This window comes from Acidobacteriota bacterium (assembly GCA_040752915.1).
Lineage (GTDB): Bacteria > Acidobacteriota > UBA4820 > UBA4820 > DSQY01 > JBFLVU01.
Window position 1 is genome coordinate 1 of the sequence record JBFMHB010000015.1, and the last position, 24,412, is coordinate 24,412.

Below are 24,412 nucleotides of genomic sequence, written 5' to 3' on the forward strand. Positions count from 1 at the left end.
GGGTGGGCGGCGCCGCGGCGACCTCGCGGGTCCGGTCCGACGACTTGGCCGGGGCCTGTTCTTCGGCCGGAGTCTCGTAAGGGGTTGGTCCGCCCCCCTCGTCGCGGGCCTCTCCTTTGCGGTGCACCTCAGCGAGGTCCGGCGAAATTTCGAGTCCCGTCACTCCCGCCGGACGAGGGGGAGGGGGAGGAAGGAGGTTGTCTCCCTCACGGCTTTCCTTGCGACCGGGGCTCGTTTCCGGCTCGGGGGAGGGGCTCCGCTGGTCCATGGGCGCGGCGGTCTGGCTCCTCTCCACGGCGGGCTGGGGCGCCATGACCGTGGGCCGGCGAAGACCCTCGTCCGAAGTGAAGGAGGAGCGGAAGGAGCGGACGAGGGTGACCCCCCCCAGGAGCGCGAGCAGGAGAACGGCGGCCATCGGAGCCGCCCAGGCCGCGCGGCGCCAGAGTCGTCCGGCGGCGGGCCGCGCTGAAGCGGAGAGGATCCTGCCGTGGAGATCCCCGGGAGGCTCGACGTCCCGGAAGGCGGCCAGGCCCCTGCGGGCGGCCTCCTCCCGATCCGCCGCCAGGGCGCAGGCGGGGCAGGCGGACCGGTGGGCCTCGGCCTCCTCGGTGAAGGGGAGGTCCCCGTCCAGGAGGTCGAGGAACTCTTCGCACGTCATGGCCAAACGCCCTCCAAGGTCTCGCGAAGGGCGCGTCGCGCCCTTGCCAGACGGGATTTCACGGTCCCCTCCGGAACCCCCAGAAGGGAGGAGAGCTCGCCGTAGTCGAGCTGTTCAACCTCCCTGAGGACGAGGATCTCCCGGTGTTCGGCGGAGATCTTCGATAGGGCCGCCTGAAGAGCCGCGTAGAGTTCGCCTCCCAAGACCCGCTCCGCGGGGTCGGGGGACGGGTCCTTGACGATCCGCAGGGGCCGCCCTTCGGCCTCATCGCCCGTCCGGTCGAGGCTCTCGGCGGGGCTTCTCCTTGCCGCGGCCGACCCGCGGGTTCTGCAGACGTTGAGGGCGATTCCGTACAGCCACGTCCGAAAAGCCGCCTCCCCCCGAAAGGAGCGAAGTCCCCTGAACGTCCGAATGAAGATTTCCTGGGTCGCATCCATGGCGTCCTCGGGGTGGCGGAGCATGCGGAGCGCGAGGCGGTACACCGTTCTCTCATGCCGCCGGACCAGGGACTCGAAGGCGGCTTCCTCGCCGGCCTGAAAACGGGCCACGTCGCATTCGTCCTCGCTTGCCCCGCAGGCCGCGCCCGCCAGGGAGGAATCCAATCCGTCCATGGGAAGAGGATAAACCCATTCGATGGACACGCGCACCCTCCAGGAGGATGAGACCCCGGAGGTGGAGATTGGTTCCCCGTCACGGGGAGTTCTTTCCGGGCGGGGTAAACGTCCAGGCTCGGAGGCAAACGGGAGGGAAGGTCAGGTGAGGGCCATGGACACCCCGGGGCGCAGGGCGGTCACAGGGCGCACGCCCAGTCCGTCCAGGTGCCGGGCCAGAGCCGCCTGGGCCGATGGCTCGCCGTGGACCAGAAAGACTCCCTTCAGGCGGCTCAAGTCCTGGGCCAGAACCCATTCTCCGATTTCGCGATAGTCGGCGTGGGCGGAAAAGGCGTTGAGGATCTTCACGCGGGCGCGGACGGGATGGCGCTCTCCGAAGATCCTGACCTCCGGTTTCTTGTCGGCGAGCGCCCTTCCCAGTGTGTTCTGCGCCATGAATCCGACGATGAGCACAGTGTTCCTGGGGTCCGACAGGCCGTGAAGGAGGTGGTGGAGGATGCGCCCCGCCTCGCACATGCCGGAGGTGGCGATAATGACGCACGGGCCCTTGCGGGAGTTGAGCGCCTTCGAGGCTTCCGCGTCGGCGATGTACTGCAAGGCGCTGAAGGAAAAGGGGCTCTCGTTTCGGTTCAGGAACTCGTCCACGGTCTCCCGGTCGTAGCACTCCGGATGGGCGCGGAAGATGGCCGTGGCGGAGACGGCCATGGGGCTGTCCACGAAGACCGGAACGGGCGGGATGCGCCCGGCGTCGTGGAGCCTGTGAAGGCAGTAAATGAGCTCCTGCGTGCGCTCCACGGCGAAGGCCGGAATCAGCACCCGCCCGCCGGCCTCCACCGTGTTCCGGACCACCTGGGCCAGCTCCTCCTCGGCGAACGCGATCTCGTCGTGGAGGCGGTCGCCGTAGGTACTCTCGCACACGAGGTAGTCGAGAGGGGGAAGGCCCTCCGGGTCCCGCAGAATGGGCAGGCCCTTTCGCCCCAGGTCACCCGTGAAGCCCACCGAAAGGCTCTTTCCGTCCGAATGAACCTCCAGGTGAACCAGAGAGGAGCCCAGGATGTGGCCGGCGTCGTACAGTGTGGCCATGATTCCGGGCGCGAGGGGGTAGGGTCGATGGTGCGCCACGGTCACGTACTGTCTGAGGGCGGCCTTTACATCCTCCTCGTCGTACAGGGGGGGGAAAACCCTGCGCCACGGCTGGGGATTCCGGCTCTGCTGCTTGTCCAGGAATCGAGCGTCGTAGGCCTGAATGCGCGCCGAGTCCATCAGGACCAGGCTCGCGATGTCCCGGGTGGCGGGCGTCGAGAGAATGTCCCCCGAGAAGCCCTCCTTCACGAGCAGTGGATACGTCCCGCAGTGGTCGAGATGCCCGTGGGTGTTGACGGACGCGGCCAGGGAGGAGGGCCGGAAAGGAAACCGGCGGTTCTTCTCGTACGCCTCTTCCCGTCTGCCCTGAAAGAGCCCGCAGTCCACGAGCACCCTGACTTGCTCCGTTTCCAGGACGTGGCGGCTGCCGGTGACCTCTTCCGCGGCTCCGTACGACGTGAGCGTGACCATGGTGCCTCCCCGGCCAGGGTAGACCACGGGGGCCTGGCGTTCAAACCGGGGGCTCCGGAAGGCCCCCCGGCCGGGGGAAAAGGGCTCCTGGACGGGGCCGGTGGTACCATGGGGCCAAGGGGGTAGGGAAATGCGCCATCTCAAGAGCGGCATCGCCTTCGCCTGGGTCCTTCTCCTCTTCGGCGCTCTGGCCGGATTGGAGACCCGCGAGAGGCCCGCGCGGCTTCGCATCTTGCATTTCAACGACTTCCACGGGCAGGTGGAACCGGTCGTCTCCAGAACGGGAGAGGAGTCCGGGGGACTCGCGCGGCTCATCGGTCTGGCGGACGCCCGCCGCGAGGCGGCCCGGGCGGAGGGGGTCGAAACCCGCCTGGTGTGCGCCGGCGACCTCTTCACGGGAACGGCCTTCTCGACGCTCTTCCAGGGGGATCCCGAATTCCAGGTTCTGCAGAAGGCGGGGCTGTCCGCCCTCACCTCCGGGAACCACGAGTGGGACTTCGGGGTGGGCACGCTGATGCGGCGCATCACCGGCTCGGGCATCCCCCTGCTCCTGTGCAATGTTTCCGCGGCCGAACCCTCCCACACCTTCTGGAAACCGTGGATGGTGGCCCGGGTGGGAGGGTTCGCCGTGGGTTTCACCGGAGTGACGACGCCCGAGACGCCGACGACGACGGCCCCCGGCAACACGGAGGGATTCGCGTTTTCGGACCCCGTTCCGGCCCTCTCGGCTCTCTGTGGTGAGAATCCCGGGCATTGGGATTTCCTGGTGGTTCTCTCTCACTGCGGGTTCGAGCAGGACAAGCGGATCGCCAAGGAGGTCAAAGGCGTGGGCCTGATCGTGGGGGGACACGACCACAAGGTCCTCGAGACCCCTCACGTGGAAAACGGGGTGCCCATCGTGCAGGCGGGGGACCGGGGACGGTTCCTCGGAGAGGTGGAAATCACCCTCTCGGGCGCGTCCGCGCCCGCCGTCACCGGCCGCCTTCTTCCGGTGACTTCCTCCACGGGGGAGAGCGGGGAGGCGGCGGCCCTCCTCCGGCCGTATCTCGAGAAGGAGGAGGCGGCCCTTGGGGCCGTCATCGGACGCCTGCCGGAGGCGCTCTCCGGGGACCGGGTCCTCCTGCGCACAGGGGAGGCGCCCCTCGGGGACTTCGTGGCGGACGCCATGAAGGAGGCGTCGAAAGCCGAGGCGGCCTTCATCAACGGAGGCGCCCTGCGGGCCGGGTTGCCCGCCGGCGGGGTGACCGGGCGGGACCTCTATGCGTGCCTGCCCTTCTTCGATTCGCTGACCACCGTTCTGCTCACGGGAGAGCAGATCCAGGCCCTTCTCGACCGGTGCGCGTCCATGCCCCGGGAAGACCCGCCGGGCGGTTTTCTCCAGGTCTCGGGCATCGAGGCCGTCTACGAGAAGGGCGGGGCGCGTTCCATCCGAATCGGAGGCGCGCCCCTTGACCCCGCAAGGGCGTACCGAGTGGCCTGCACCCAATTCCTCCTCTCCGGAGGGGACGGGCTCGCGGAGTTCAAGTCCGGCCTGGACGCGAGGGACTACGGCGTCAGCCTCCAGGAGATCCTTCGCAGGGAGCTGGCCCGCCCGGACCTCCGGATCCCGAAAGCGGGAGGGCGGATCGTCCGGGCAGGAGATTGAACGCAAAATAAAAGCTCGTCCGGAGATTCGTGCAGGCCCCCGAGCTGAATCGCCGTCCGCCGCAGGCGGATGGCGGCGTCCCGGCGCCTCTCCCGCCCAAAGCCAGGCGCACCCAGCGCTTGGGCGGCCTGCCCCGCCCTTCGAGACGCACAGATTCTCAAGGGGAGCCAAAAGAAAAGGGAGCGGGGATGCCCCCGCCCCTTTTTTCCTTCGAGGCGGCGCGAGGGTTACTTTTTCGCGTTCCCCTCTGCGTGAGCCTTGCGGATCTGCGCGGCCTCGGCCTTGATTTCCGCAAGATCCCGCTTCATCTCGGCCCAGCCGTACCAGTGCTGGTAGTCGGGGTTCATGTGGAAGGCGCCCTGGAAGGTCCGCATGCGGTGCTCCATGAGCATGACGTAGAGCTTCTGCTCGATGGGATGCTCCACCTCGTAGAAGCGCAGAACGTCGACGCTGAAGGGACGGTCCTTGGGTTCGGGCAGAATCCCGTCCCGGTACAGGCCGTACACCTCCTGGATGGCCTGGGCCATGAGCCGGTCCGCGGCCTTGATGATCTCGTCTCCCTTTTGCAGTTCCTCCCTGGCGAAGGTGGGTCCGTGGCATTTGGAGCACTGTCCGATCATCTGGTCCCTGCGGGCCTGCCATTCCTCCTTGGTCAGCCGCGCCACGTCGCCGGCCTTCACGAGTTCGAGGCGGGCCGTGGGCTGGCCGTTCTTGTCCAGCACGCCGAGCGCCTGGAGGATGACGGCTCGGTCGGCCATCCACTCGGGGTCGTCTTCGGGCAGGCGGACGGCCAGAAAGCCCCAGCTCGTCTTCACACCGTGGTCTCCAGAGGGCATGTGGCAGAAGGCGCACGTGGGTGTCCGCGGCGAGTCTGGGTAGGCCGTGGCGGCCTCCTTGTACCAGTCCTTGATGGGGACCTCCCAGTTGGTCTTGTGGGCGGTCTGCATGTAGAGGGCGCCATGTTTGCTCGTGGAGTACATCTCCCACTGGGGATGGTCGAAGCCCATGTGGCAGGTGGCGCAGGCCTCGGGACGGCGCGCCTCGGCCGCCGAGAACAAATGGCGGGTGTGGCAGGAGTCGCACTTGCCGCCGTCCAGGCCCACCCGGTGGCACCCCCCGCAGCCTTTCATGCCGTCCATGAGGGCGTGGGGCTGGTCCCCGGTCGTGGGCATGGCGTTCATGGCGACCCACGCCGCGGCGTGCTTGCTCTTCGCGAACTGCCCCGCCTGATCGGGATGGCACCGGGCGCAGGTCTTGGCGGAGACCGACCGGACGACGCCCTTCGCCTCGCAGGCGCCGGTCTTTGAGGCTGGATCTCCCGTCAGGTGGCACTCGGCGCACGTGACCTCCCCCGCCGCATGCTTGGAGAGCTTCCAGTCGCGAAGGGCGCTTCCCGTGATGCCTTTGGCGGTGTGGCATCCCACGCAGTCGGGCCCATCGGCGGCGGCCGTGGAGAACGCCGCGAAAAGCCCCAGCAGGACGGTGAAACGAAGCCATTTCTTCTTCATCGAAGCCTCCCTATGAACCCCAGCGGACGCCCTCCGCGCCCGCTTTCTCACGGTCTCGACGCGGCCAGCTCGGCGGCCTTGGCCTGGCCTTGCCGCGCGTAATCGATGGCCTCCCCGAGGATCCTGGCGGCCTCCTGAGGCGCGTGGAACCCCATGGAATTCTCGGAGGACACAAAGTCGATGCGCCACTGGGCCTTTCGCTGTAGATCGAGGACCGGGGCGAGGTCGGCGGGGGTGGCGCCCCCGGCCTGGGCGGCGCGGACGGCGTCCAATTGGTCCATCAAAGCCGACGCGGCCCGCTGGAGAAGCGCGTGGTTCCTTTCCTGGATCAGGTCCACCCGGGCTCGGATTTCCGCCTCCGGGTAGCGGTGACAGGGTTGGCAGGCCCGCGATATGGACTCGTCGTTGACGAGGGGGCTGCGCACCCAATGGTCCGAGATCTTGAGGGCCCCCTGACGGACGTAGGGCATGTGGCAGTCCGCGCAGGCGACGCCGGAGCGGGAGTGGATTCCCTGATTCCACATTTCGAACTCCGGGTGCTGGGCCTTGAGGGCCGGGGCTCCCGTCTCCGCGTGGGTCCAGTCCTTGTATCCGGCCTCGTCGTAGTAGGCCTCGATCTCCTCGACCCGGAGGCCCTTGTGCCAGGGGTAGGTGAGGGTCTTCCTCTCGCCCTTGAAGTAGTACTCCACATGGCACTGCCCGCAGACGTACGAGCGCATTTCCTGTCGTGTGGCATCCCGGTTGGGGTCGTAGTCCGCGATGCCCTGGGAGGCCTTCAGGGCCCGGATCCCGTTCAGGAACCCCGGGCGCGTGACGCGCAGTTCCATGCTCTTGGGGTCGTGACAGTCCACGCACGACACGGGGTGGCGAACCAGGGCCTTCCCCGATTCGTCCTTGAAATCGTGTGCTTGCTGGTAGGGCATGGCGCAGACCTCTTCGAAGCCCTTCATGACGTCCCCGTTCCCCACGTGGCGGTAGAGGGGGATGATGGAGGCATGGCAGTGGAGGCATGCTCCGGGCTGGGCCTTTTTGGTCACCCTCTCGGTGTGTTCCTGGTCGAAAAGCATGTAGGCGTGCCCTCTCCGATCGCGGTAGTCGATGGAGAAGGCGTATCCGTCGTACATGCGCTTGAGCCAGGGGTCGCGCTCCAGCTTTTGGGCCGGCATGGCCTCGCTCCCGCCGAACTTCGTCCGCGTGGCGTCCGCCGTCCGTTTGTAGGCATCGAACTGCCGGGGCCAGTTCATCCCCCAGGTCTCCGGATCGGTCGTTTCCTCCGAGACCTGGACGAGTTTGAGATACGGGTCCTTCGCCTCCTGCTTCCTCTCGAATATGTTCACGAGAAGGGCCGTGACGACCGCGCTCGCGACGGCTGCCGCCACGGCGACCGCCGTGAAGAGGGCCCATCTCCCCCCGGACTCCTTCCACCAACCCGTCCAACCCGGCGCCATCCTCCGCCTCCTTGGCCGGCCCCGGGCCTCTCCGGGACCTGGCGGCCCTTAGACTTTCCGAACGAGGCTGTCAACCGTTCTGGGTCTCCCGTTTCCCTCTTCCAGCGATCCCCCTCTTCAGCGTACCGGACCGTGGCCCACGTCGGCGTGGCAGTGGACACACCGCACGCCCCCCGCCCGGGCGGAAGCGCTCGCCACGAGATCGTGAACGAGTTCGCCGTGGCACCGCACGCAGTTCTCTTGAAGGATCCCGGCGTTCTTCTCCTTGATGCGGATGGGCTCGTGGAAGTCCTGGAGGGTGAATCCGCGGGAATGGTGATACCCGTTCTCCGCCTTGGCGAGGTATTTTTCCACAAAGCCGTGGGGCAGGTGGCAATCCACGCAGGCCGCCGCCCCGTGGTGTCCCGATTTCTGCCAGGAATCGAAGGAGTCGTTCATGATGTGGCAGTTCCGGCAGGCGGCCGGGTCCTGGCTGAAGTAGGAGAGGCCCTCGGCGTAGCCGAAGGTGAAGAATCCGACGCCCGCCGCGACGCCCACGAGCAGGGCCGCGACCCAGAGTGGGGACGGCAGGTTCGGAATGCCGCGGGTCATGGGGGCCTCCTTCGGCTAGTATGCGAGAGCCACCTGCACGTACGCCAGACGGCTGGGATCGGGCCCCCGGACGGCCTTCGCGAACTCGCCGGGATCGTACTGGGAGACGCCGGCGAGCCATTTCACCGAGGGCCGCGTCTTGAAGCCTCCCGAAACCGCGAGGTCCACCTCTCGACCCACGCGGCCGCCGGAACCGCCCGAAGGATCGCGTCCCATCAGGGCCCCTCCCGCGGAGGTCCAGGAGGCGGTGGGGGAGTCGAGGCGGAAGTCGTGGACCTCCACCTCAAGGCGCACCTTCTCCCGGATCAGGACCGAACCGAAGATCTTGACCTCGCGAAGGTTGCTCCAGTTGTGGTAGTCCATGAGGCCGTACTTGTTGTGATTGGTGGGGAAGAGGTTGTCGAAGGAGCCGGATCGGCCGTCCAAGGGGTCCTCGTCGCCGGAGGCGCGGTTCCATTCGGCCCCCAGGGCGACGCCGGCGTCCGAGGGAAGGGTCCAGGTCACCCGGAGCGACTGGGCATCCGCCCGGTGCCGGTCGGGGCCCCGCTCTCCCGTCTGCCACGCGGATTCGAGTGCGAGCTCCAGGCCCGCCCCAGGCGCCCAGAGAAGCCGGCCCCCGTAGGTCGGGATGCGGCTCCTGAACTCCCCCCCGAGCTCGCCGGGCGTGCGTCCCCCGTCCCGCTTGAGAAGCAAGTAGGCCTCCGCCTTCAGGTCCTTGCGGTCCTGGAGGAACCCGGCGTAGAGACCGGAGAGCGTCTGGTCCGGCGTGTCCCCGAGAAGAGGCCTTCGCCTGGCCCGTGCGAGAAACGCATCCAGAAAGACGCCGCTCGATTCGAAACGGACCTTGGCGGCGTCGAAGGAGCGCCCGACGTTCGACCATCCGAAGGCTCCCACGAGACGTTCCTCGCCGTAGGAGAGTTCCTGGCGGCCCAACCTGGTGGACAGGCCTTTCACGCCTCCGAGACCCCGAACCTCCACATAAGCCTGACGGAGATCGGAGTGCCGGCCGGCGATCTTGGCAGGGACGGCGTCGGCGCCCCAGTGACGGCTGTCCTGTCCCTCCGCAAAAATCCTCAAGGACGTGCCGAACCGAAGGTCCAGGCCGGCCCGAAAGCGGTTTCCCACAAAGGCGTTGCGGTCCTCCGCTTCCTTCTGGAAGTCCGCGTCCTCTCGGATCTCCCAACGGGCCCTTTCCTCCAGGAGGAGGGAGAGGGACCCCTCTCCGCCTTCCCAGAGTGGAAGGCCCTGGGCCTTTGCCGTGAGCGCGACCCACAACCAGATGGCTCCGACCCATCCCCTCCGTACCCATCCCATGGCATGCCTCCCTCGTCCAGCACGCCCGACCGGGGGCGGGCGCGATGCCGCCCTAGGATCGCAGGGTCGCCAGCGGCCTTTCCTTGACCAAGGTCAAAAGAAAGACGAACCGTCCGGCCGCCTGGACGGCGTGAACGAGCCCCTTGGGCATCACGTAGACCGAGCCGGGGGCCGCTTCGTGGTCTTCGTCACCGAGCCGCACGGTGGCCTTCCCCTCGACCACGTGGATCACCGCTTCGAAGGGGGCCGTGTGTTCCGAGAGGGTCTGTCCCTCCTCAAAACAAAAGAGCACCAGTTTGAGGGCCGGCGAGTCGTAGAGGGTCTTGCTGACGATCCCTCGCTCGGCGAACTGAATCTGCCGGGTCAGGTCCTGGGCGATGGGGGTCAGGGATTCGGTCATGGGGTCTCCACAAGAAAGAAGCAGGCCGGGGTCAGGTGGGGCCCCGGCCCGCTTCGGGGTTCAGTGGGCATGGACGGTCTTTTGGGCGTCTTCTGGGCGCTCCTTCAGGATTCCGGCCACGGCGAGGATCCCGCCGATGGCGAAGGGTACGGCGCCCGCGAGGAGCAGGGTCGCGTCTCCCGCGAGGCGGATCCACTCCGTGGTGTGAAAGAGCCCGGTCATCGTGAATTCCACGCTCCGGGCGTGGGCGTACCCGTTGAGCACCACGTCATAAAGCTGCAGAACGCCGGCGGGGAAGAGGTTCAGGACGATCATGAGGCCCAGCCCCGCGTTGAGTCCCCAGAACCCGGCGCGGATGAACTTCTCGGCGCGCCCCCAAGCCCCGTCGGAGGCAAGGGCCCTCAGGCAGTAAGCGAGGACCGCGAGGGCGAGCATCCCGAAGACCCCGAACATGGCGGCGTGTCCGTGGTTCGGCGTCAGGGTCGTGCCCATTTCGAAGTAGGAGACGATGGGCAGGTTGATGAGGAAACCGAAAACCCCCGCGCCGAGGAAGTTCCAGAATCCCACGGCTATGAGGAACATGACCGCCCATTTTTGCTTGAGAGCGAGGGGTTTCCCGCAGTCGGCGCAGGGCGCCTTTTGAAGTTTGAGGAAATCCCATGCGTCCAGCGTGAGGAGCGTGAGGGGTACCACCTCCAGGGCGGAAAAGCAGGCCCCGATGGCCATGGACGCGGCCTCCTGCCCCGTGAAGTACCAGTGGTGCGCCGTGCCCGCGATTCCGCCGGCGAGGTAGAGGATGGCGTCCAGGTAGATGACCCGGCTCGCCGTGACCGCTCGGACGAGTCCCATGTGGACGAACATGAGGGCGACGAGGACCGTGGCGAACAGCTCGAAGAAGCCCTCCACCCAGAGGTGGATGATCCAGAAACGCCAATTGTCGATCACCGCGAAGTTGGTTCGCGCGCCCCAAAGGAACGCCGGGAGGTAGAAGATCACCACGGCCACGGAAGCGAAGAGGAAAAGGCCCGCCAGCTCTCTTTTGCCCTCGTCGCGGAAGGCGGGAAGCAGCGCGCGGACCATGAGGAGGAGCCAGAAGACGAGCCCGGCGGCCAGGAGGATCTGCCAAAAGCGCCCCAGGTCCACGTACTCCGAGCCCTGGTGTCCGAACCAGAACCACACCTCCCCCAGCCGGTTGTTGATGCCCAGGTACTCCCCGAAGAGGCTTCCGAACACGACGACCGCCAGGGCGCCCAGGAGGGCGAGCGCTCCCCATTTCTGTCCCTTCGGCTCCTGGCCGCCGAGTAGGGGGGCGAGAAAGAGGCCGCCGCCCACCCAGGCCGTGGCGATCCAGAACACCGCGAGCTGGAGGTGCCACGTTCGGGCGAGGTTATAGGGGAGGAGGTTCGCGAGGCTGTACCCGTAGAAGCCCTCGGGCTCGACACGGTAGTGGGCGAGGGCCCCCCCCAGAAAGACCTGGAGGAGAAAGAGGAGAACGACCACGAGAAAGAAGAGGGCGGTGATCCGCTGGCTCGGCGTGAGGGCCGTCGCCTTGGGCAGGCTCAGGTGGGCGGGCCGTTCCCCCGCGTCGCCCTTCCACCCCAGGAAGTCGAACTTCCCGAAGACGAAGAGGACGGCTCCCAGGCCGCACAGGAGGAAAACGAGGCTCACGGCGCTCCAGAGGATGGCCTGGGGGGTTGGGGTGTTTCCGGCCAGGGGATCGTAGGGCCAGTTGTTCGTGTAGGAATAGGTACGCCCCGGCCGGCTGGCTCGTGTGGCCCAGGAGGACCAGGCCAGGAAGGCCGTGAGCGCTCTGGCCTCGTCGGCGCCCTTGAGGTAGGAGGCGGGCAGGCCCGGAGCGCCCTTGGCGAGGTAGTCCGCCCACTCGGACTGCTGGACGGCGAAGCTCCGTGCCTCCCCTGCGGTGTACAGAAGGACGCCCGTCGCGGCGTCGTAGCGGTTGGTCTTGAGGACGTCCTTTACCTCGGCGAGCACGGCACCTCTTTGGGTGTTATCCAGGGCCTTCGCGGCCATGTCGAACCGCGAGGCGGCCAGGGCGTCCCGGGTGATTTCCGCCTCGCGGCGGAGGTAGGCCGCCGAGTAGTCCGGTCCCAGGTAGGCTCCGTGACCCCAGAGCGATCCGTGTTCCATGAGGCCGTACTTGAAGAAGACCTCCTGGCCTTTCCCGACGTCTTCGGCCGTGTACAACACCGCGCCTTGTTCATCCACCACCCGGGAGGGGATCGGGGGGGCATTCCGATAGGTTTGAAACGTCAAGAATACGAGGATCGAGAAACCGAAAATCATGACGCCGAGGGCGGCTCTTCGCCACCAAGGCGACAGCCTGGCCGGGGTTCCGGGTTCGGACATGGTCACCTCCCAACGGAGTGGCTTGAAATCCGTGTCAGGTCTTTCTGAGTTGTACTCAAGGCGGTACGCCTCACGCCCGGCCTGGACAGCCGAAGCAGGAGGATGCTTCCGATGCCCGTGCGGGGTCGGGAGGGTACAAGGAGCCGAGCCTGTCCGCCAGGGCAAGGAGGCGTTGGTGCTCGCCCTCTGCCACGGCTTCACGCTCGAAAGTCCTGTAGGACTCGGCGAGCGAGTTGAGTTCGTGGAGGGGGAGGGCCTGGAGCGCCATGGGGTAGAGGATGTTGTCTTCCTTGAGGATGTGTGCCCGGAGGAGGGAGACGTACCGGCCCACGGCCTCCGCGACATCGCTCCGTTCCTCCTCCGCCAAGGGGCCCGAGCCATCTCCGGCGCGAACGAATGCGGCCACGCATGCGCGTCCCTCCACGTGTTCGGAAAGCATCACCGCGATGGGGCCGACTTCCGTGGGGAACCCTCCCTCGGCCATCTTCGCGAAAAGCCGATCCTCCTCCTTTCCGTGATGGCAGCGGTCCGCAAAGAGGCGAAAGAATTCCCCGAACCCTCGGACGGCCTCCCGCTCCTTCGGAGACGGGGAGCCAAGGGCCAGAGCGAAGGTCTCGAGGGATCCGAGGACCTTTTCGATGATTCGGTGTTCCTCCATCAATTCAGCGATGGCACGGTGCATGGGGACCTCCTGGGGTCCTGACAGGACCAATGGATGCGCGTATGCGTTGATGAGGAAAAAAAAGAGGGGGGGGAGGAAGGCGGGTGTTCATGGGCGGTTTGGATCGATGGATCCGGTCTGGGCGGCCTGGGCCGGACCATGGAGATCCGCGATCCTGGTGGCCTGCATCATGGCCAAGTAGGTGGATTGGATGCTCTCCCAGTAGGTATGCAATGGGCAGGGATTGTCCTTGTCGCATCGGGCCAGTCCGAACAGGCACTGGCCTTCGGCGCGGGGCCCGTCAAAGACCTCCAGCACCTCGAGGATGGGATGCCCTTCCGCGCCGGGGGCGAGGCGAAATCCGCCGCCCCACCCTTTCTGGGAGAGCACGAAGCCGCGCTTTCGCAGCTGATTGAGAATTTTCGAGAGGTAGTTGGCGGGGATGCCCGTATCCTGTGCAATGTGAACGCCTTGAACCCAGTCCCCCGGACGGGAGGCCAGGTGTCCGAGAATGCGCAATGCGTAGCGGGACGTCTGAGAGAGCATCTCACCACCTCACAGCATGAGTATATGCGGTGATGCCGAGAAAGTCAAGGGAGACTCGATCGTCCCTCGCGTGGAGTGGTCGTGACGACCGCCGCCATTCCGACGGACTCCTTCACCAGGGCTTCATTCCCGGCGGAGGGTCCTCGGGGGGACGGATCTGGTCCTGCATCTCCTTCGGCGGCGGCATGGGGAGCTGCTCGAGCAGGTCGGGAGGCTTGACGTGGGGCGGGGGGGGTTGGGGCGGCTCGTCGGGAGGAGGGGGCTCGTCGGGCCGGTTCCTCAAGATCCACTCGTAGAGGATCTTGGCCGGCTGGTGGCCTGGCTCGAGGGTGAGCAGGCCGCGCAAGGAGGCCAGGGCCCGGTCAGGAGAGCCCGAATCGCACAAGGCGAGGGCCAGGTTGTAGAGGGTCGGGACCTTGACCTCGGGATCCTCCGTCACCAGGGCCAGGGTCAGCGCGTCCGCGGCGCGTTGGGGATCCTTCTTGGCCAGAAGGCAGGTCCCCACGTTGAAGTTCAAGCGCGCCTTTTCGATGGGATCGTCGGAGGCCGCCAGCGCCTGCTGATACAGCTGGAGGGCCCGGTCTGGAGCGCCGGCGCGGTAAGCGGCCAGGGCTTCGGCCGCGGCGCTCCGGGGTGATTTCGACCAGGCGGGCGGGGCCGCCGTCAAGAGGCCCGCCCAGACAAGGAGCCCGATGGCCGGGGCGCGCCGAGAGGCGGTCTTCGCCGCCGAAGGAGCGCCGGGGGAAGGGAGACGCCTCCGCCCGGGGAGAACCAGCGCGGCCAGAAGGAGAACCAGCGCGGGCGCCGCGAACCACCGGTATTGCTCCTGACGGGTGGCCCGGCTCTTGGAAGCGTACTCCCGGCGCTTGAGGCGGCCCAGTTCCTCGAGGAGGGACGGGACGGCGCTCCCCCCGCTTCCGAGGGACCAATAGCGCCCGTCGGCCAGGGCCGCCATCTGCCGGAGTTCCCCTTCCTCGAGTCGGGAGACCGCGGCGTGGCCCGTGGCCGGATCCATCAGGGGCTCCCCGCGGGGTCCGGGCACGGGTCCGCCGGCCGGGGTCCCCACCCCGATACAGAAAAGCCGGATGCCGTTCCGAGCCAGATTGCGCGCCGCGTCGGCGGCGGCGGAACCCATGTCTTCGCCGTCGGAGAGCAAGAGCACCACGGCGTCGCGGTCCCGCTGGGCGGGAAAGAGCTTTTGAGCGGTGAGCAAGGCCCGCCCGACGTCGGTTCCCTGCGGGGGGATGAGCTGGGTGTCGGCGATGTCCAGGAGGAGGGCGACGGCCGCCGTGTCCTCCGTGATGGGGGAGAGGACGAGAGGCACCCCTCCGAAGGCCACCAGCCCCATCCGGTCCCCTTCGGTGGAGGAAAGAAAGGAGCGGACCTCCATGCGGGCCCGCTCGAGCCGGTTCGGCGCCACGTCCGATACGGCCATGCTGCGGCTGACGTCGAGCACGATGGCCACGTCGAGGCCGACCCTTCGGACGTTTTCGGCCACCTCCCCCCATTGGGGACGGGCGAAGGTGAGGAAGGTGAGTCCGATGGCCAGCCAGATCGCCGAACTCCGAACCGTGTCCCACTCCCCCGCCGGAAGCAGGGAGAGCCTGCGAACGTTGGCCGTTCCTCCCCACCGGGCGGCGCGGGAGGCTCGCCTCCACCGCGACAGGGCCGCCCCCAAGACCAGGAGGGGAAAGGCGGCCAGGAGGACCGCGCCCGCGGGATGGGCAAAGGGCGTCACGGCAGGCTCCTCCCCAGGGTCATCTCCCAGAGGGCGTAGGCCGCCAGGCAGAGCAGGGCGGCTCCCGCAGGGTAGAGAAAGAGGTCCTGGTAGGCGACGTACCCGGAGGATTGGGCCTTGGTGCGCTCGAGCCGGTCGATGGCCTCAAAGACCCTTTCCAGGGCCCGGCCGTCCGAGGCGTTGAAGTAGACGCCGTCGGTGGACTTGGCCAGGGCCTTCAGGACCTCCTCGTTAAACCCGATCCTCACGTATTGGTAGGACTTTTTCCCGCTTTCGCCGATCACCGGGTAGGGAACCACCCCCGAACTTCCGATTCCCACGGCGTACACCCGGATCCGATGGGAAGCCAGCATCTGGGCCGCCTGCAAGGGGTCGAATTGGCCGCGGTTGTTCTCTCCGTCGGTCAGCAGGATCACCACGCGGCTCTTCTCCGGGGCGTCCAGGAGCCGCTTGCCGGAAGCCACGAGGGCGTCCCCGATGGCCGTTCCGTCGATCTCGGTGCGGGTCACGGCGCGCAGCTCCTGAACGAGCGTCAGAAGGGTCTTGTGGTCGAGGGTGAGGGGGCATCGTAGGAAGGGCATGGCGGCGAAGGAGACCAACCCCATGCGGTCCTCGCGCCTGCGCCGGACGAAATCGGCGACGACCGTCCGGGCCACGTCGATCCGGTTGTTGGGCTGGAAGTCCTCCGCGACCATGCTGCCCGAAACGTCGATGCAGAGAAGGATGGCCACCCCCTCCGTGGACACCGTCGTGCGGGAGGACTTGAGGGAGGGCCTGGACAGCGCCAGGGACAAGAAGGCGAAGCCCGCCAGGAGCAGTCCGATGGAAATCCACGGGAACGCCGTTCCCCGTCCCGCCAGGGCTTCGATCTGGAGGGCGGGCGGAAACGGGAGGGCCCTGCGAAACCGGCGGAGGAGGAAGCCCCGGTAAGCGACCAATGGGGGCACGAGCAGGAGGGCCCAGAGCCAGGCGGGATCCCGGAAGACGATCTGGCTCATGCGGCCTCCCGGGTCCCCGGCGGGGCCTTCGGGGGAGTCTGGGCGAGCGCCTGCAGGGCGGTTCTTCTCGCCGCGTCTTCCTCCGCGCCGCCCGGAAGATGGCGCGCGAAGAGGACCAGGTCGCAAAGTTCCAGAACCGACGCGTAGGCGCGTCCCGCATCGGGAGGGAGTTCGGCGAGATCGGCCAGCCCTTTCCGAACCTCGATTCCGGTCCATTCGAGGAAGGGCCTATCGAAACGCCACTCCAGAAGGGCCCGGAGGATCATGGAGAGGGTTTCGTAACGGAGGCCCGGATCGAGGCACTCGGCGAACACGCGCTCCACTTCCCTGCGCGCCCAGAGCGGGGGGTCCGTTTCCCGTAACGTCGGCTTCGGCGGGGGGGAGGCCGAGCGGGTCCTGGCCTTCCGCAGGCCCAGGGCGAGGGCCGGGATCCCCAGGACGAGCGCCGCGGCGAGGAGAATCCACCCCCAGGGAAGGCCACGGGGCAGGGGGAGCGGCCCCAGCTGGGGAGGGCGCGGAGCGTCCCCGGAGGGCAGGAGCGGCTCCAGGTGGAGAGGAGGAGGGGCAAGGACCCGATCGTGAAGGCCCGCGCGGTCGCGCACGGCGATGCGCGCGGCCGGAAAACCCACGTCGCCGGTGGCGAAAACCTGCACCGTCACGGCGAGCCGGAGTTCCCCTGGAAAAGAAGGCGGCGGCGTCTTGGCCAGGGAGACCACCCTTCCGGGTCCCCAGTCGGCCCCGGGAACGAGGTCGCCTTCGATGAAGAAGTCGGGGGAGGTCACGGGAAGGGCCGCCTCCAGCACGAGGAGATCGCCCAGGCGCGCCGGATCTTGGAGGATCCAGCGTCCCTTGAGGGATGAGGGGGCGGCGGTACCCGGCGGTGGCGCCCCCAGAACGGACAGGGAAAAGGAAAACAGGATGGTCAGAAGGCCGCCAACTCGCTTCACGCCGCGCGCCTCCTGGCCCTCTGCCTCAGGAGGGCGACGAGGGGAGGGACGACGTCCGCGGCCGTACTGAAGGTGACGGCGTCCACCCCGGCCCGGTAAAAGGCCTCCGCGAGCTGGCGCCGCTGCCTGAGCCGAGCGGCATGAAAGCGCTTCCTGAGCGCGGCGGAGTCCGTCCGGACCCACCCGTGGCGTCCGGTTTCGGGGTCCGCCCATTCCAACCACCCCGAGGCGGGCAGCTTGATTTCGGCGGGGTCCTCCACGCAGAGCGCGATGAGGTCGTGACGGCGCGCCATGACGGACAGGCCCCGACCCAGCGCGCCCAAGAAATCCGAGCAGAGGAACACCGTGGCCCGTCTGGGAAGCAGTCGGTTCAGGGCGGAGAGGGCCTCTCCGAAATCCGTGCCCCGGCCGGCGGGGTCGAAGTACATGATCTCGCGGACGAGCCGGAGCACGTGCTCGACTCCCTTTCGGGGTGGGAGGAAGAGTTCCACCCGGTCCGAAAAGAGGAGGAGCCCCACGCGGTCCTGGCTCCGGATGGCCGAGAAGGCAAGCAGGGCGCAGACCTCGGCCAACACCTCGCTCTTGAGCCGGCCCGCCGTGCCGAACCGGAGGCTCGGGCTCACGTCCACCGCAAAGACCAGGGTCCGCTGGCGCTCTTCGTGGAATTCCTTCACGTGGAGTTCGCCGGTACGTGAGGTCACGTTCCAGTCGATGGTCCGGAAGTCGTCGCCCGGTTGATAGAGGCGAACGTCCCTGAACTCCACCCCCTGGCCCTTGAACAAGGAGTGGTACTCGCCCGCCAGGACCTCGTTCACGGCCTTGCGGGTCCGGATCTCGATGAGGCGGACCTTCTTGAGGATCTCCTGGATGTCTAGCATGGCGGGAGACCCCGGAGCGCCCTCATGGCACCTCCACGCCCTCGAAGATGCGGGACAGGAGGCTCTCCGGCGTGACGGATTCGGCCTCGGCCTCGTAGGTGAGGATCAGGCGGTGCCTCAGGACGTCCATCCCGACGGCCTTGACGTCCTCGGGCGTCACGTAGGCCCTTCCGCGGAGAAAGGCGTGGACCTTGGCGGCGAGCGTGAGAAAGAGGGCCGCTCTGGGAGACGCGCCGTACCGGACGTACCCTTCGGCGGAGATGCGGAAGCGGCTGGGAGTGCGGGTAGCCTGGACGAGGCGCACCACGTAATCCTTGATGCGCCCGTCCACGTACAGGGAATCGGCCACCTGCCGGGCGCGAAGGACATCCTCCACGGATAGGACCGGCTTGACGGCCGGGGGCTCGGCGGTGGCCATCCGGTCGATGATCTGGCGCTCCTCCTCGGGCGAGGGATAGGTGAGGACGACCTTCATGAGGAAGCGATCCACCTGCGCTTCGGGAAGGGGATAGGTGCCTTCCTGTTCGATGGGGTTCTGGGTGGCCATGACAAAGAACGGTTCGGGCAGGACGTGGGTGGTCCCGCCGAGCGTGACCTGCCTCTCCTGCATGCATTCCAGCAGGGCCGACTGGACCTTGGCGGGAGCGCGGTTGATCTCGTCGGCCAGGAGGATCTGCGTGAAAATGGGCCCTTTCTTGGGCTCGAACACCCCCTCCTTGGGATTGTACACGAGGGTGCCGACGAGGTCGGCGGGTAGGAGGTCGGGGGTGAACTGGACCCGCTGGAAGGACGCCGAGACGGCGCCGGCCAGGCTCTTGACGGCCAGGGTCTTGGCGAGGCCGGGGACCCCCTCCACGAGGACGTGGCCCCGGGCCAGGAGGGCGATCACGAGGCGATCCAGAAGGGCCTGTTGCCCCACGATGACGTTGCGAACCTCGCTGATGAGGCGCGCCACGGTGGGCGCTTCGCTGTCGACCCTTCTCTGCACCTCCTTGACCTGAGCGTCCATTCTTGACCTCCCCCGGGATTGTAGGCGGGACGGACCGGGAGACGCAAGGCGCCGAAGGGGCGGAACGAAACCACGTGCGGTGCGGCGGGCCCCGGGCGCGGGTCCCGCAGGCGACCCGGCGGGTTCGCACAAACGCGAGGGTCACCGCGGGGGTCTCTCGACCGCAGGCTGGCGGATGCCCTTGGTGAATCGGAAGGCGGTGCCCGATCCACGTTCCCCTGGCTCGCTGTCGTCGTGCGGCTCCTCCTCCCGCATTGAAAGTGAGTACGCGGTTCCCAGTTCTTTCGTGTGATATAGGTCACTGGCAGGTACCGTGTTCAAGGACTAAATTGAATGGTAGTTTCCGCCTTCTCGGAAGCCGAGAATTCTGAAAGGCTTCGTTGAAAGAAGGGGGAGGGGTGAAAGACATGAACGCGGTTGCCGGTGTTCGCCGCACCATTGCGGTTCTGGGCGCAGCCTTTGCCTTATGCGCGGCCTCCCGAGCCCAGGTGCCCGGGGAGGCTTGGGAACGCATCGCCGTATTGGGCCACGACGTGAAGTGCCTGGCCTTCAGCCCCGATTACGCCAACGATCGGACGATCTTCGCCGGCACGGGCGGAATGGGGGTCTGGCGCTCCCAGGACGGGGGAGACACGTGGGTGAGGAACGGAACCGTGTACCTCGCCACGTCCATCGTGACCGATTTGGCGATTTCCCCAAACTACCCTAACGACCCCACCCTTTACGCCATCACGGAATCAGGCAATGTCTTCGTCAGCACGAACGCCGACCTGTCGACATGGTCCTTCACCATCTCCCTTCCAGCCCCTGGGCTGGACGCCCGGGGAACCAGCCTCGGCATCAGCCCCGATTATGCCTCCGACGGCACGGTCTTCGCCGGGTACGACGGGGACGGACTGTATATCACGAGAAACCGAGGATCCAGCTGGACCCAGGACACAGGGAGCCTCTCCCGCCTGATTCGATTGCTCGACATCGCCGTGGACCCCAATTTCGCCACCACCGACGAGGTGATCCTGGGCGGGGTCAGCCAGGACGGGTGCCTCTACCGTTGGGCCTCGGGGGTCTGGACCAAGATCAATGGAAGTCTGGGTGACGGGGACGGGGACACGATCACGACCGTTCGCTATGAGGGCAACGGGCGGATCTGGGTCGGCACCAAGAACAACGGGGCGTGGCATCGGCTGGGTTGGAGTTCGGGGTGGGCGGCCTGCTGGGACGGGGTCAATACAAACGACAAGCCGGCGGTCCTCAGCCTGGACCGGGTCGGCGGTTCGGCCCCAAAGTTCATGGAGGGCAGGGGCGACTCCCTATTTCAATCCTCGGATGCGAGCGGGTACGGGACCTCCTGCTCGCTCTACGATTCGGCCCATCCGGTTCAGGTCTGCCGCTTCGAGCCCGGATGGAACGGGACCACCTCGTGCACCGTCTTCATCGGCACGCCCCATGGTCTGCTTCGCAAATCCTGCGCCTCGAGCCCCGTCAAGACCACGACGGACCGCATCGACGGATGGGCGGTGGCCAGAGCACCGGGGGGCACGGCCCATTTCATGGGCTCCAAGGGCCAGGGGCTCTTCAAGCACGTGGCCGGAACCAACATGGTCCGCTACAACAACTTTCCCAACAAGCAGATCCCCGAGATCACCGCCATCTGCCTGGATCCCCTCTACGACGAGGTGGAGGGGTACTCGGACGGAGACTGCGTGCAGGACCGCTCGGTCCTCTTCGTGGCGGCCAATTTCACGCGGGCGCCCTGGGACAACGGGGTGTACAAATCCTCCGATTTCGGAAACACGTGGACGAAATTGGCAACGGGTTGGCCCACCTCGGCGATCACGCTCTATGATCTCGCCATCTCCCCGAATTACAGGGAAGGAGGACCCGATACCACGCTCTATGCCGCCACCTCCATCGGAGTCTACCGGTGGAACGGGCCAAGCACGGGATGGAGCTACCAATGGCGCCCTCTCACGGTCACGCCCGTCTATCGGGTCGCGGTGCCGCCCCTGTATAACCGCTACGGGGCTTCGGGTTACGCCTACCACGGCGTCTTCGCCAGCACCGACAACGGCGCGGGAGACAACGAGATCTGGTTCTCCGACGACGACGGAGTGACCTGGGAACAGGTCGGCTATCCCGGCACGACCCGCGGCCGGGTGACGGGCTTCGCCTTCGACGGGAACTTCGGGGGATCGGGTTCTCCGTCCACTCTGGTGGTGTCGGCCGTCCCCACGGACCCCGTGCATATGGGGGGGGTCTTCACGTCGAACCGATCCGGCGGCGGTTGGGGGGTATGGTCCTCCATCACGCCGGGCTCCGGCAGCTCCAGCGTCGTCTGGGATGTTTCCACGGAGCCGACCTACCTTCCCACGGACCTGAGCCGCCGCCATCTGGGCTGCGCCACCAACGGCGGTGTCTACTTCTCCGATGACGCCGGCGCCTCCTGGAGCCGAAGAATCTCCTCGGGAGGTTTTTCGGTCCAGTACGATCGGTCCGACTCGGCGGGCCAGAACGTGGTGGTCGGCCTCCAAACCCTCGGGGCGCGCCTGACCGATGACGGCGCGTCCAGCTTCACGGCCTTCACGGGCTACCACTACCTCCCCGACGACGTGTGGGCTACGGTGGCCCATGACCGGGACCCCAACGTCCTCTTCTCCTCCTCCCCCTCCATGGGCGTCTTCGTGAGCGAGGACAAGGGCATCTCCTACCGGCCCTGGAACCGGCGGCCTCCGGGGACCACCGCGGGGCCCTGCGTCCTGCGTTCTGGGCTGGGACTGGCCATGCTCACGGACCGGCGCAACGGGACGGGTCTCGACATCGTCTGGGCGGGGACCGTATCAGAGGGCATCAAGGCCCGGTACATCTACTACGACAGCACGACGGGAAAGATCGACCTGGAGACGGAGAACGGCACGGCGCCCAACGGTTGGCGTCACAACACGTGGTACAGCGACAGCAGCCAGATCACGGGGAGGTGGGAGCGCATCGAGGTGGTTCCCGGAACGGCGGACGAGTATCCCGTTTGGGCCTCCAGCCAGACGGGCGCCTCGGCGGCCCAGGGCATGGCGGCCCTCCCCGCGGGCCCGTGGTGGAGCCAGTGGCGGGCCCAGAACACGGGCCTGCCCTCCCTCGAGACCCGCGGCATGCGCCAGGGATACGGCGAACCCGACCCCATCCCCCTTCTCGACGGACAGACGGTGGGAGGGGAGGTGGCCTACACCCGGTGGGACTACTACTCCATCAATGTCCCTTCGGGCGCGGACGACCTTGGCATCTTTCTCAACGATCTGGACGACGGGGGGCCCCAGGACCCGGACCTCTACGTGCGGTTCGGAGGCCTGCCCACCACCAACACCTGGGACTTCCGGCCGTACGTCAACGGCGACGAGAGCGTCTGCGTGACCGATTTCACCCTCGTGGATGAAGACTTCAATGGAGCGTGGGGCACCTACGGGAGCAATCCGCCCCCGGGATGGACCATCCTCGACGGAGGTGACGAGGCGACGCCGACCTGGAATGCCAACGACTGGCACAAGTACTACAGGGCGGACGGGTACGGATACGCGGCCCGCGTCTACTGGAGTCCCCTGGAGCACCAGGACGAGGAACTCATTACGCCTCCGTTCGACATCCCCTCGACCGCGGGGGCCGTGAATCTGGAATTCGACCATTTCTTCAACCACTGGGACACGGCGTCGTACGAAACCTGCACCGTGAGGTACCGCTCGGACCAGCACCCCTCCTGGATCACCCTGGCCACGTACACCAACGACACGCCCGACATGGATCACGTAACCCTCTCCCTCCTGGCCTACAAGGGAGACACGAGCGCCCAGATCGGCTTTCGCTACTACGCATACGACGGGTACTTCTGGCAGGTGGACAACGTTCGCGTCAGCGGGACCCACCTGAAGACGGGTACCTGGTACCTGGGCGTGCGGGGCTACTCTTCGGGCACGAGCCCCTACGAACTCACGGCCACCCTGAACGCCGGGTGCACGGCGGCGCCCGAAGGGGCGGCGCCACAGGGGGTGGGGAAGGCCCCATCTCAGGCCGTTTCCCCGGAAGGAGGCGTGGATCCCAAGGCGCCGACGGGCAGAGTCATCTGGGGGACAGTCAATGGCCCCTCAGGCGGAGTGTACGTGGGCACGGGCGACCCCTCCGGCACCGTCACCTGGGAGGCCCGGAACGGGGTGCCCCCCAACAATCTGACCAACCTGTCCGCCCAGACCGTCTACCAGCTCACGGACCTGACCCTCATCGCGGGGTGCGCCGGCGACGTTTTCTACTCCCCCTCGCCCGACGAGGGCCTCACCACATGGGTCAACGCCACCTCCCAGATGGCCTCCCCGGGCTCCAACGACTTCCGGGATCTCCTGGAGGCCTCCAACGGCGATGCCCTCGTGGCGGCCCACGGCGTGGGCACGGGCACCAGCGCGGGAGGAGTCTGGCTCAGCGGGGACAAGGGGGCCCACTGGATGCGGCTGAGCCAGGGCTTCGACGCCGACAAACAGCTCCTGACGGACCTCATGGCCGATTCGGGGACTCCGCCCCAGTATTACAGCTCCACAGACGGGACGGGGGTGTACTCCCGCACCATCACGGCCCAGCCCTATCCCACCCTAACCGACGTCACTCCCGCCTCGGGAAGCCCCGACGGGGGGACGGAGGTCACGATCACAGGAACCGGCTTCTCCACCGAGTGTCCGACGGGCACGGCCTCGGACTGCCCCGATTCCACGCCGGTGGTCCTCTTCGGGGATACGGAGGTCTCGGCCACTTACGTGAGCGCCACGGAACTGCGGGCCGTGGCACCCGCCCACGCCGCGGGCGCCGTGACGGTCCGGGTGCGGAACCCCGACACGCGCCGCTCGGTGTCCGGCAGGGCCTTCACTTACGCCTGTGAGGCGCCTTCCGGAATGGCCAACAACACGGCGGTGGACGTAAACGCCTACGCCGACACGGGTGTGCGCGTCTCCTGGACCGATCCGGCGGCCTGGAACGACGGCGGATCGGGAACCCGGAGCTTCGCTGTGTACCGGAACGGGGCCCTCCTCCAGGGAGGGCTTTCGTCGGGCACCCATGAATGCACGGACCTGACGGGGATGAACGGGGTATCCTACAGTTACACCGTTCGAGCTTCCAACGGATGCGGACTCTCGATCGCCACCGCCGGGGCCGCTGCGGCGGACCAGTTCCTGGTCCCCGAGGAGGTCCCGGACACCTCCTTCCTGTGGGCCGCGGGAACTTCAGACACCCTGACTTGGAGCGCCGCCACGGGGGCGACCTCCTACCGGGTTTACCGGGGCGACGGGGCCGACGTGGGGGACCTTCCCACCGGCGCCTCGGCCTGCCTCGCTTACGAAGGGACGGAGACCACCACCGGCGCGCTCATTCTCGCCGAACCTCCCGCCGGGCAGTTCTACTGGTACCTCGTCGTCGGCGTCAACGGAGCGGGGGAGGGAAGCGCAGGCATGTCGAGGACGATCGTCTCGTCGGGGGCCTGTGCCTCACCGTGAGGTGATCGGCCCTCCAGAAG

18 protein-coding genes are annotated in these 24,412 nt (G+C 67.2%); 2 read left to right on the forward strand and 16 right to left on the reverse strand.

What is annotated here, in order from left to right; genetic code table 11:
* The 3 genes from AB1824_04485 to AB1824_04495 form a co-directional block, all read right to left on the reverse strand.
* Positions 1–658, reverse strand: a 658-nt coding sequence (locus tag AB1824_04485) for a hypothetical protein (GenBank protein ID MEW5764213.1), incomplete at its 3' end; no start/stop codon positions are given.
* Positions 655–1,299 (reverse strand): sigma-70 family RNA polymerase sigma factor, encoded by a 645-nt coding sequence (locus AB1824_04490; protein MEW5764214.1) that lies wholly within the window; start codon positions 1,297–1,299, stop codon positions 655–657. The genes AB1824_04490 and AB1824_04485, both read right to left, overlap by 4 nt.
* A 111-nt stretch (positions 1,300–1,410) precedes the next feature.
* On the reverse strand, positions 1,411–2,823 hold the full coding sequence (locus AB1824_04495; GenBank protein MEW5764215.1) for an MBL fold metallo-hydrolase: 1,413 nt from the start codon (positions 2,821–2,823) through the stop codon (positions 1,411–1,413).
* A 130-nt stretch (positions 2,824–2,953) separates the two neighbouring features.
* Between AB1824_04495 and AB1824_04500 the strand changes: the two genes are divergently transcribed.
* Positions 2,954–4,468 carry a bifunctional UDP-sugar hydrolase/5'-nucleotidase gene (locus AB1824_04500; protein ID MEW5764216.1) on the forward strand — a complete coding sequence of 505 codons (1,515 nt, stop codon included), beginning with the start codon at positions 2,954–2,956 and terminating at the stop codon, positions 4,466–4,468.
* A 227-nt stretch (positions 4,469–4,695) separates the two neighbouring features.
* On the opposite strand, the gene AB1824_04505 is transcribed toward AB1824_04500, so the two are convergent.
* The 13 genes from AB1824_04505 to AB1824_04565 all read right to left on the reverse strand — a co-directional run bounded on the left by AB1824_04505 (position 4,696) and on the right by AB1824_04565 (position 18,873).
* Complete coding sequence (locus AB1824_04505) at positions 4,696–5,976, reverse strand: multiheme c-type cytochrome (GenBank protein ID MEW5764217.1); 1,281 nt, start codon at positions 5,974–5,976, stop codon at positions 4,696–4,698.
* A gap of 47 nt (positions 5,977–6,023) precedes the next feature.
* On the reverse strand, positions 6,024–7,424 hold the full coding sequence (locus tag AB1824_04510) for an ammonia-forming cytochrome c nitrite reductase subunit c552 (protein MEW5764218.1): 1,401 nt from the start codon (positions 7,422–7,424) through the stop codon (positions 6,024–6,026).
* 117 nt (positions 7,425–7,541) lie between these two features.
* The gene (nrfH, locus tag AB1824_04515) at positions 7,542–8,015 is read right to left on the reverse strand and encodes a cytochrome c nitrite reductase small subunit (protein ID MEW5764219.1); all 474 of its coding nucleotides are present in this window, start codon (positions 8,013–8,015) and stop codon (positions 7,542–7,544) included.
* A gap of 15 nt (positions 8,016–8,030) precedes the next feature.
* A complete protein-coding gene (locus tag AB1824_04520) occupies positions 8,031–9,329 on the reverse strand; it encodes an alginate export family protein (GenBank protein MEW5764220.1) in 1,299 nt (432 codons plus the stop codon).
* Positions 9,330–9,381: 52 nt separating this feature from the next.
* Positions 9,382–9,729, reverse strand: a complete 348-nt coding sequence (locus tag AB1824_04525) for a cupin domain-containing protein (protein ID MEW5764221.1) — start codon at positions 9,727–9,729, stop codon at positions 9,382–9,384.
* Between the two features lie 60 nt (positions 9,730–9,789).
* Positions 9,790–12,096 (reverse strand): nitric-oxide reductase large subunit, encoded by a 2,307-nt coding sequence (locus tag AB1824_04530; protein ID MEW5764222.1) that lies wholly within the window; start codon positions 12,094–12,096, stop codon positions 9,790–9,792.
* A 70-nt stretch (positions 12,097–12,166) separates the two neighbouring features.
* Complete coding sequence (locus tag AB1824_04535; protein ID MEW5764223.1) at positions 12,167–12,778, reverse strand: hemerythrin domain-containing protein; 612 nt, start codon at positions 12,776–12,778, stop codon at positions 12,167–12,169.
* An 87-nt stretch (positions 12,779–12,865) separates the two neighbouring features.
* Positions 12,866–13,303, reverse strand: a complete 438-nt coding sequence (locus tag AB1824_04540) for an Rrf2 family transcriptional regulator (GenBank protein MEW5764224.1) — start codon at positions 13,301–13,303, stop codon at positions 12,866–12,868.
* A gap of 112 nt (positions 13,304–13,415) precedes the next feature.
* On the reverse strand, positions 13,416–15,041 hold the full coding sequence (locus AB1824_04545; protein ID MEW5764225.1) for a VWA domain-containing protein: 1,626 nt from the start codon (positions 15,039–15,041) through the stop codon (positions 13,416–13,418).
* Positions 15,038–16,039 (reverse strand): VWA domain-containing protein, encoded by a 1,002-nt coding sequence (locus AB1824_04550; protein MEW5764226.1) that lies wholly within the window; start codon positions 16,037–16,039, stop codon positions 15,038–15,040. The genes AB1824_04545 and AB1824_04550 overlap by 4 nt, the downstream gene beginning before the upstream one ends.
* On the reverse strand, positions 16,036–16,986 hold the full coding sequence (locus tag AB1824_04555; protein ID MEW5764227.1) for a hypothetical protein: 951 nt from the start codon (positions 16,984–16,986) through the stop codon (positions 16,036–16,038). The genes AB1824_04550 and AB1824_04555 overlap by 4 nt, the downstream gene beginning before the upstream one ends.
* Entirely contained in the window at positions 16,983–17,864 is an 882-nt protein-coding gene (locus AB1824_04560) for a DUF58 domain-containing protein (protein MEW5764228.1), read from the reverse strand. The genes AB1824_04555 and AB1824_04560 overlap by 4 nt, the downstream gene beginning before the upstream one ends.
* 22 nt (positions 17,865–17,886) lie before the next feature.
* Positions 17,887–18,873 carry a MoxR family ATPase gene (locus AB1824_04565; protein MEW5764229.1) on the reverse strand — a complete coding sequence of 329 codons (987 nt, stop codon included), beginning with the start codon at positions 18,871–18,873 and terminating at the stop codon, positions 17,887–17,889.
* Positions 18,874–19,280: 407 nt separating this feature from the next.
* On the opposite strand from AB1824_04565, the gene AB1824_04570 reads away from it, so the two are divergent.
* A complete protein-coding gene (locus AB1824_04570; protein ID MEW5764230.1) occupies positions 19,281–24,392 on the forward strand; it encodes an IPT/TIG domain-containing protein in 5,112 nt (1,703 codons plus the stop codon).
* Positions 24,393–24,412 lie beyond the last annotated feature (20 nt).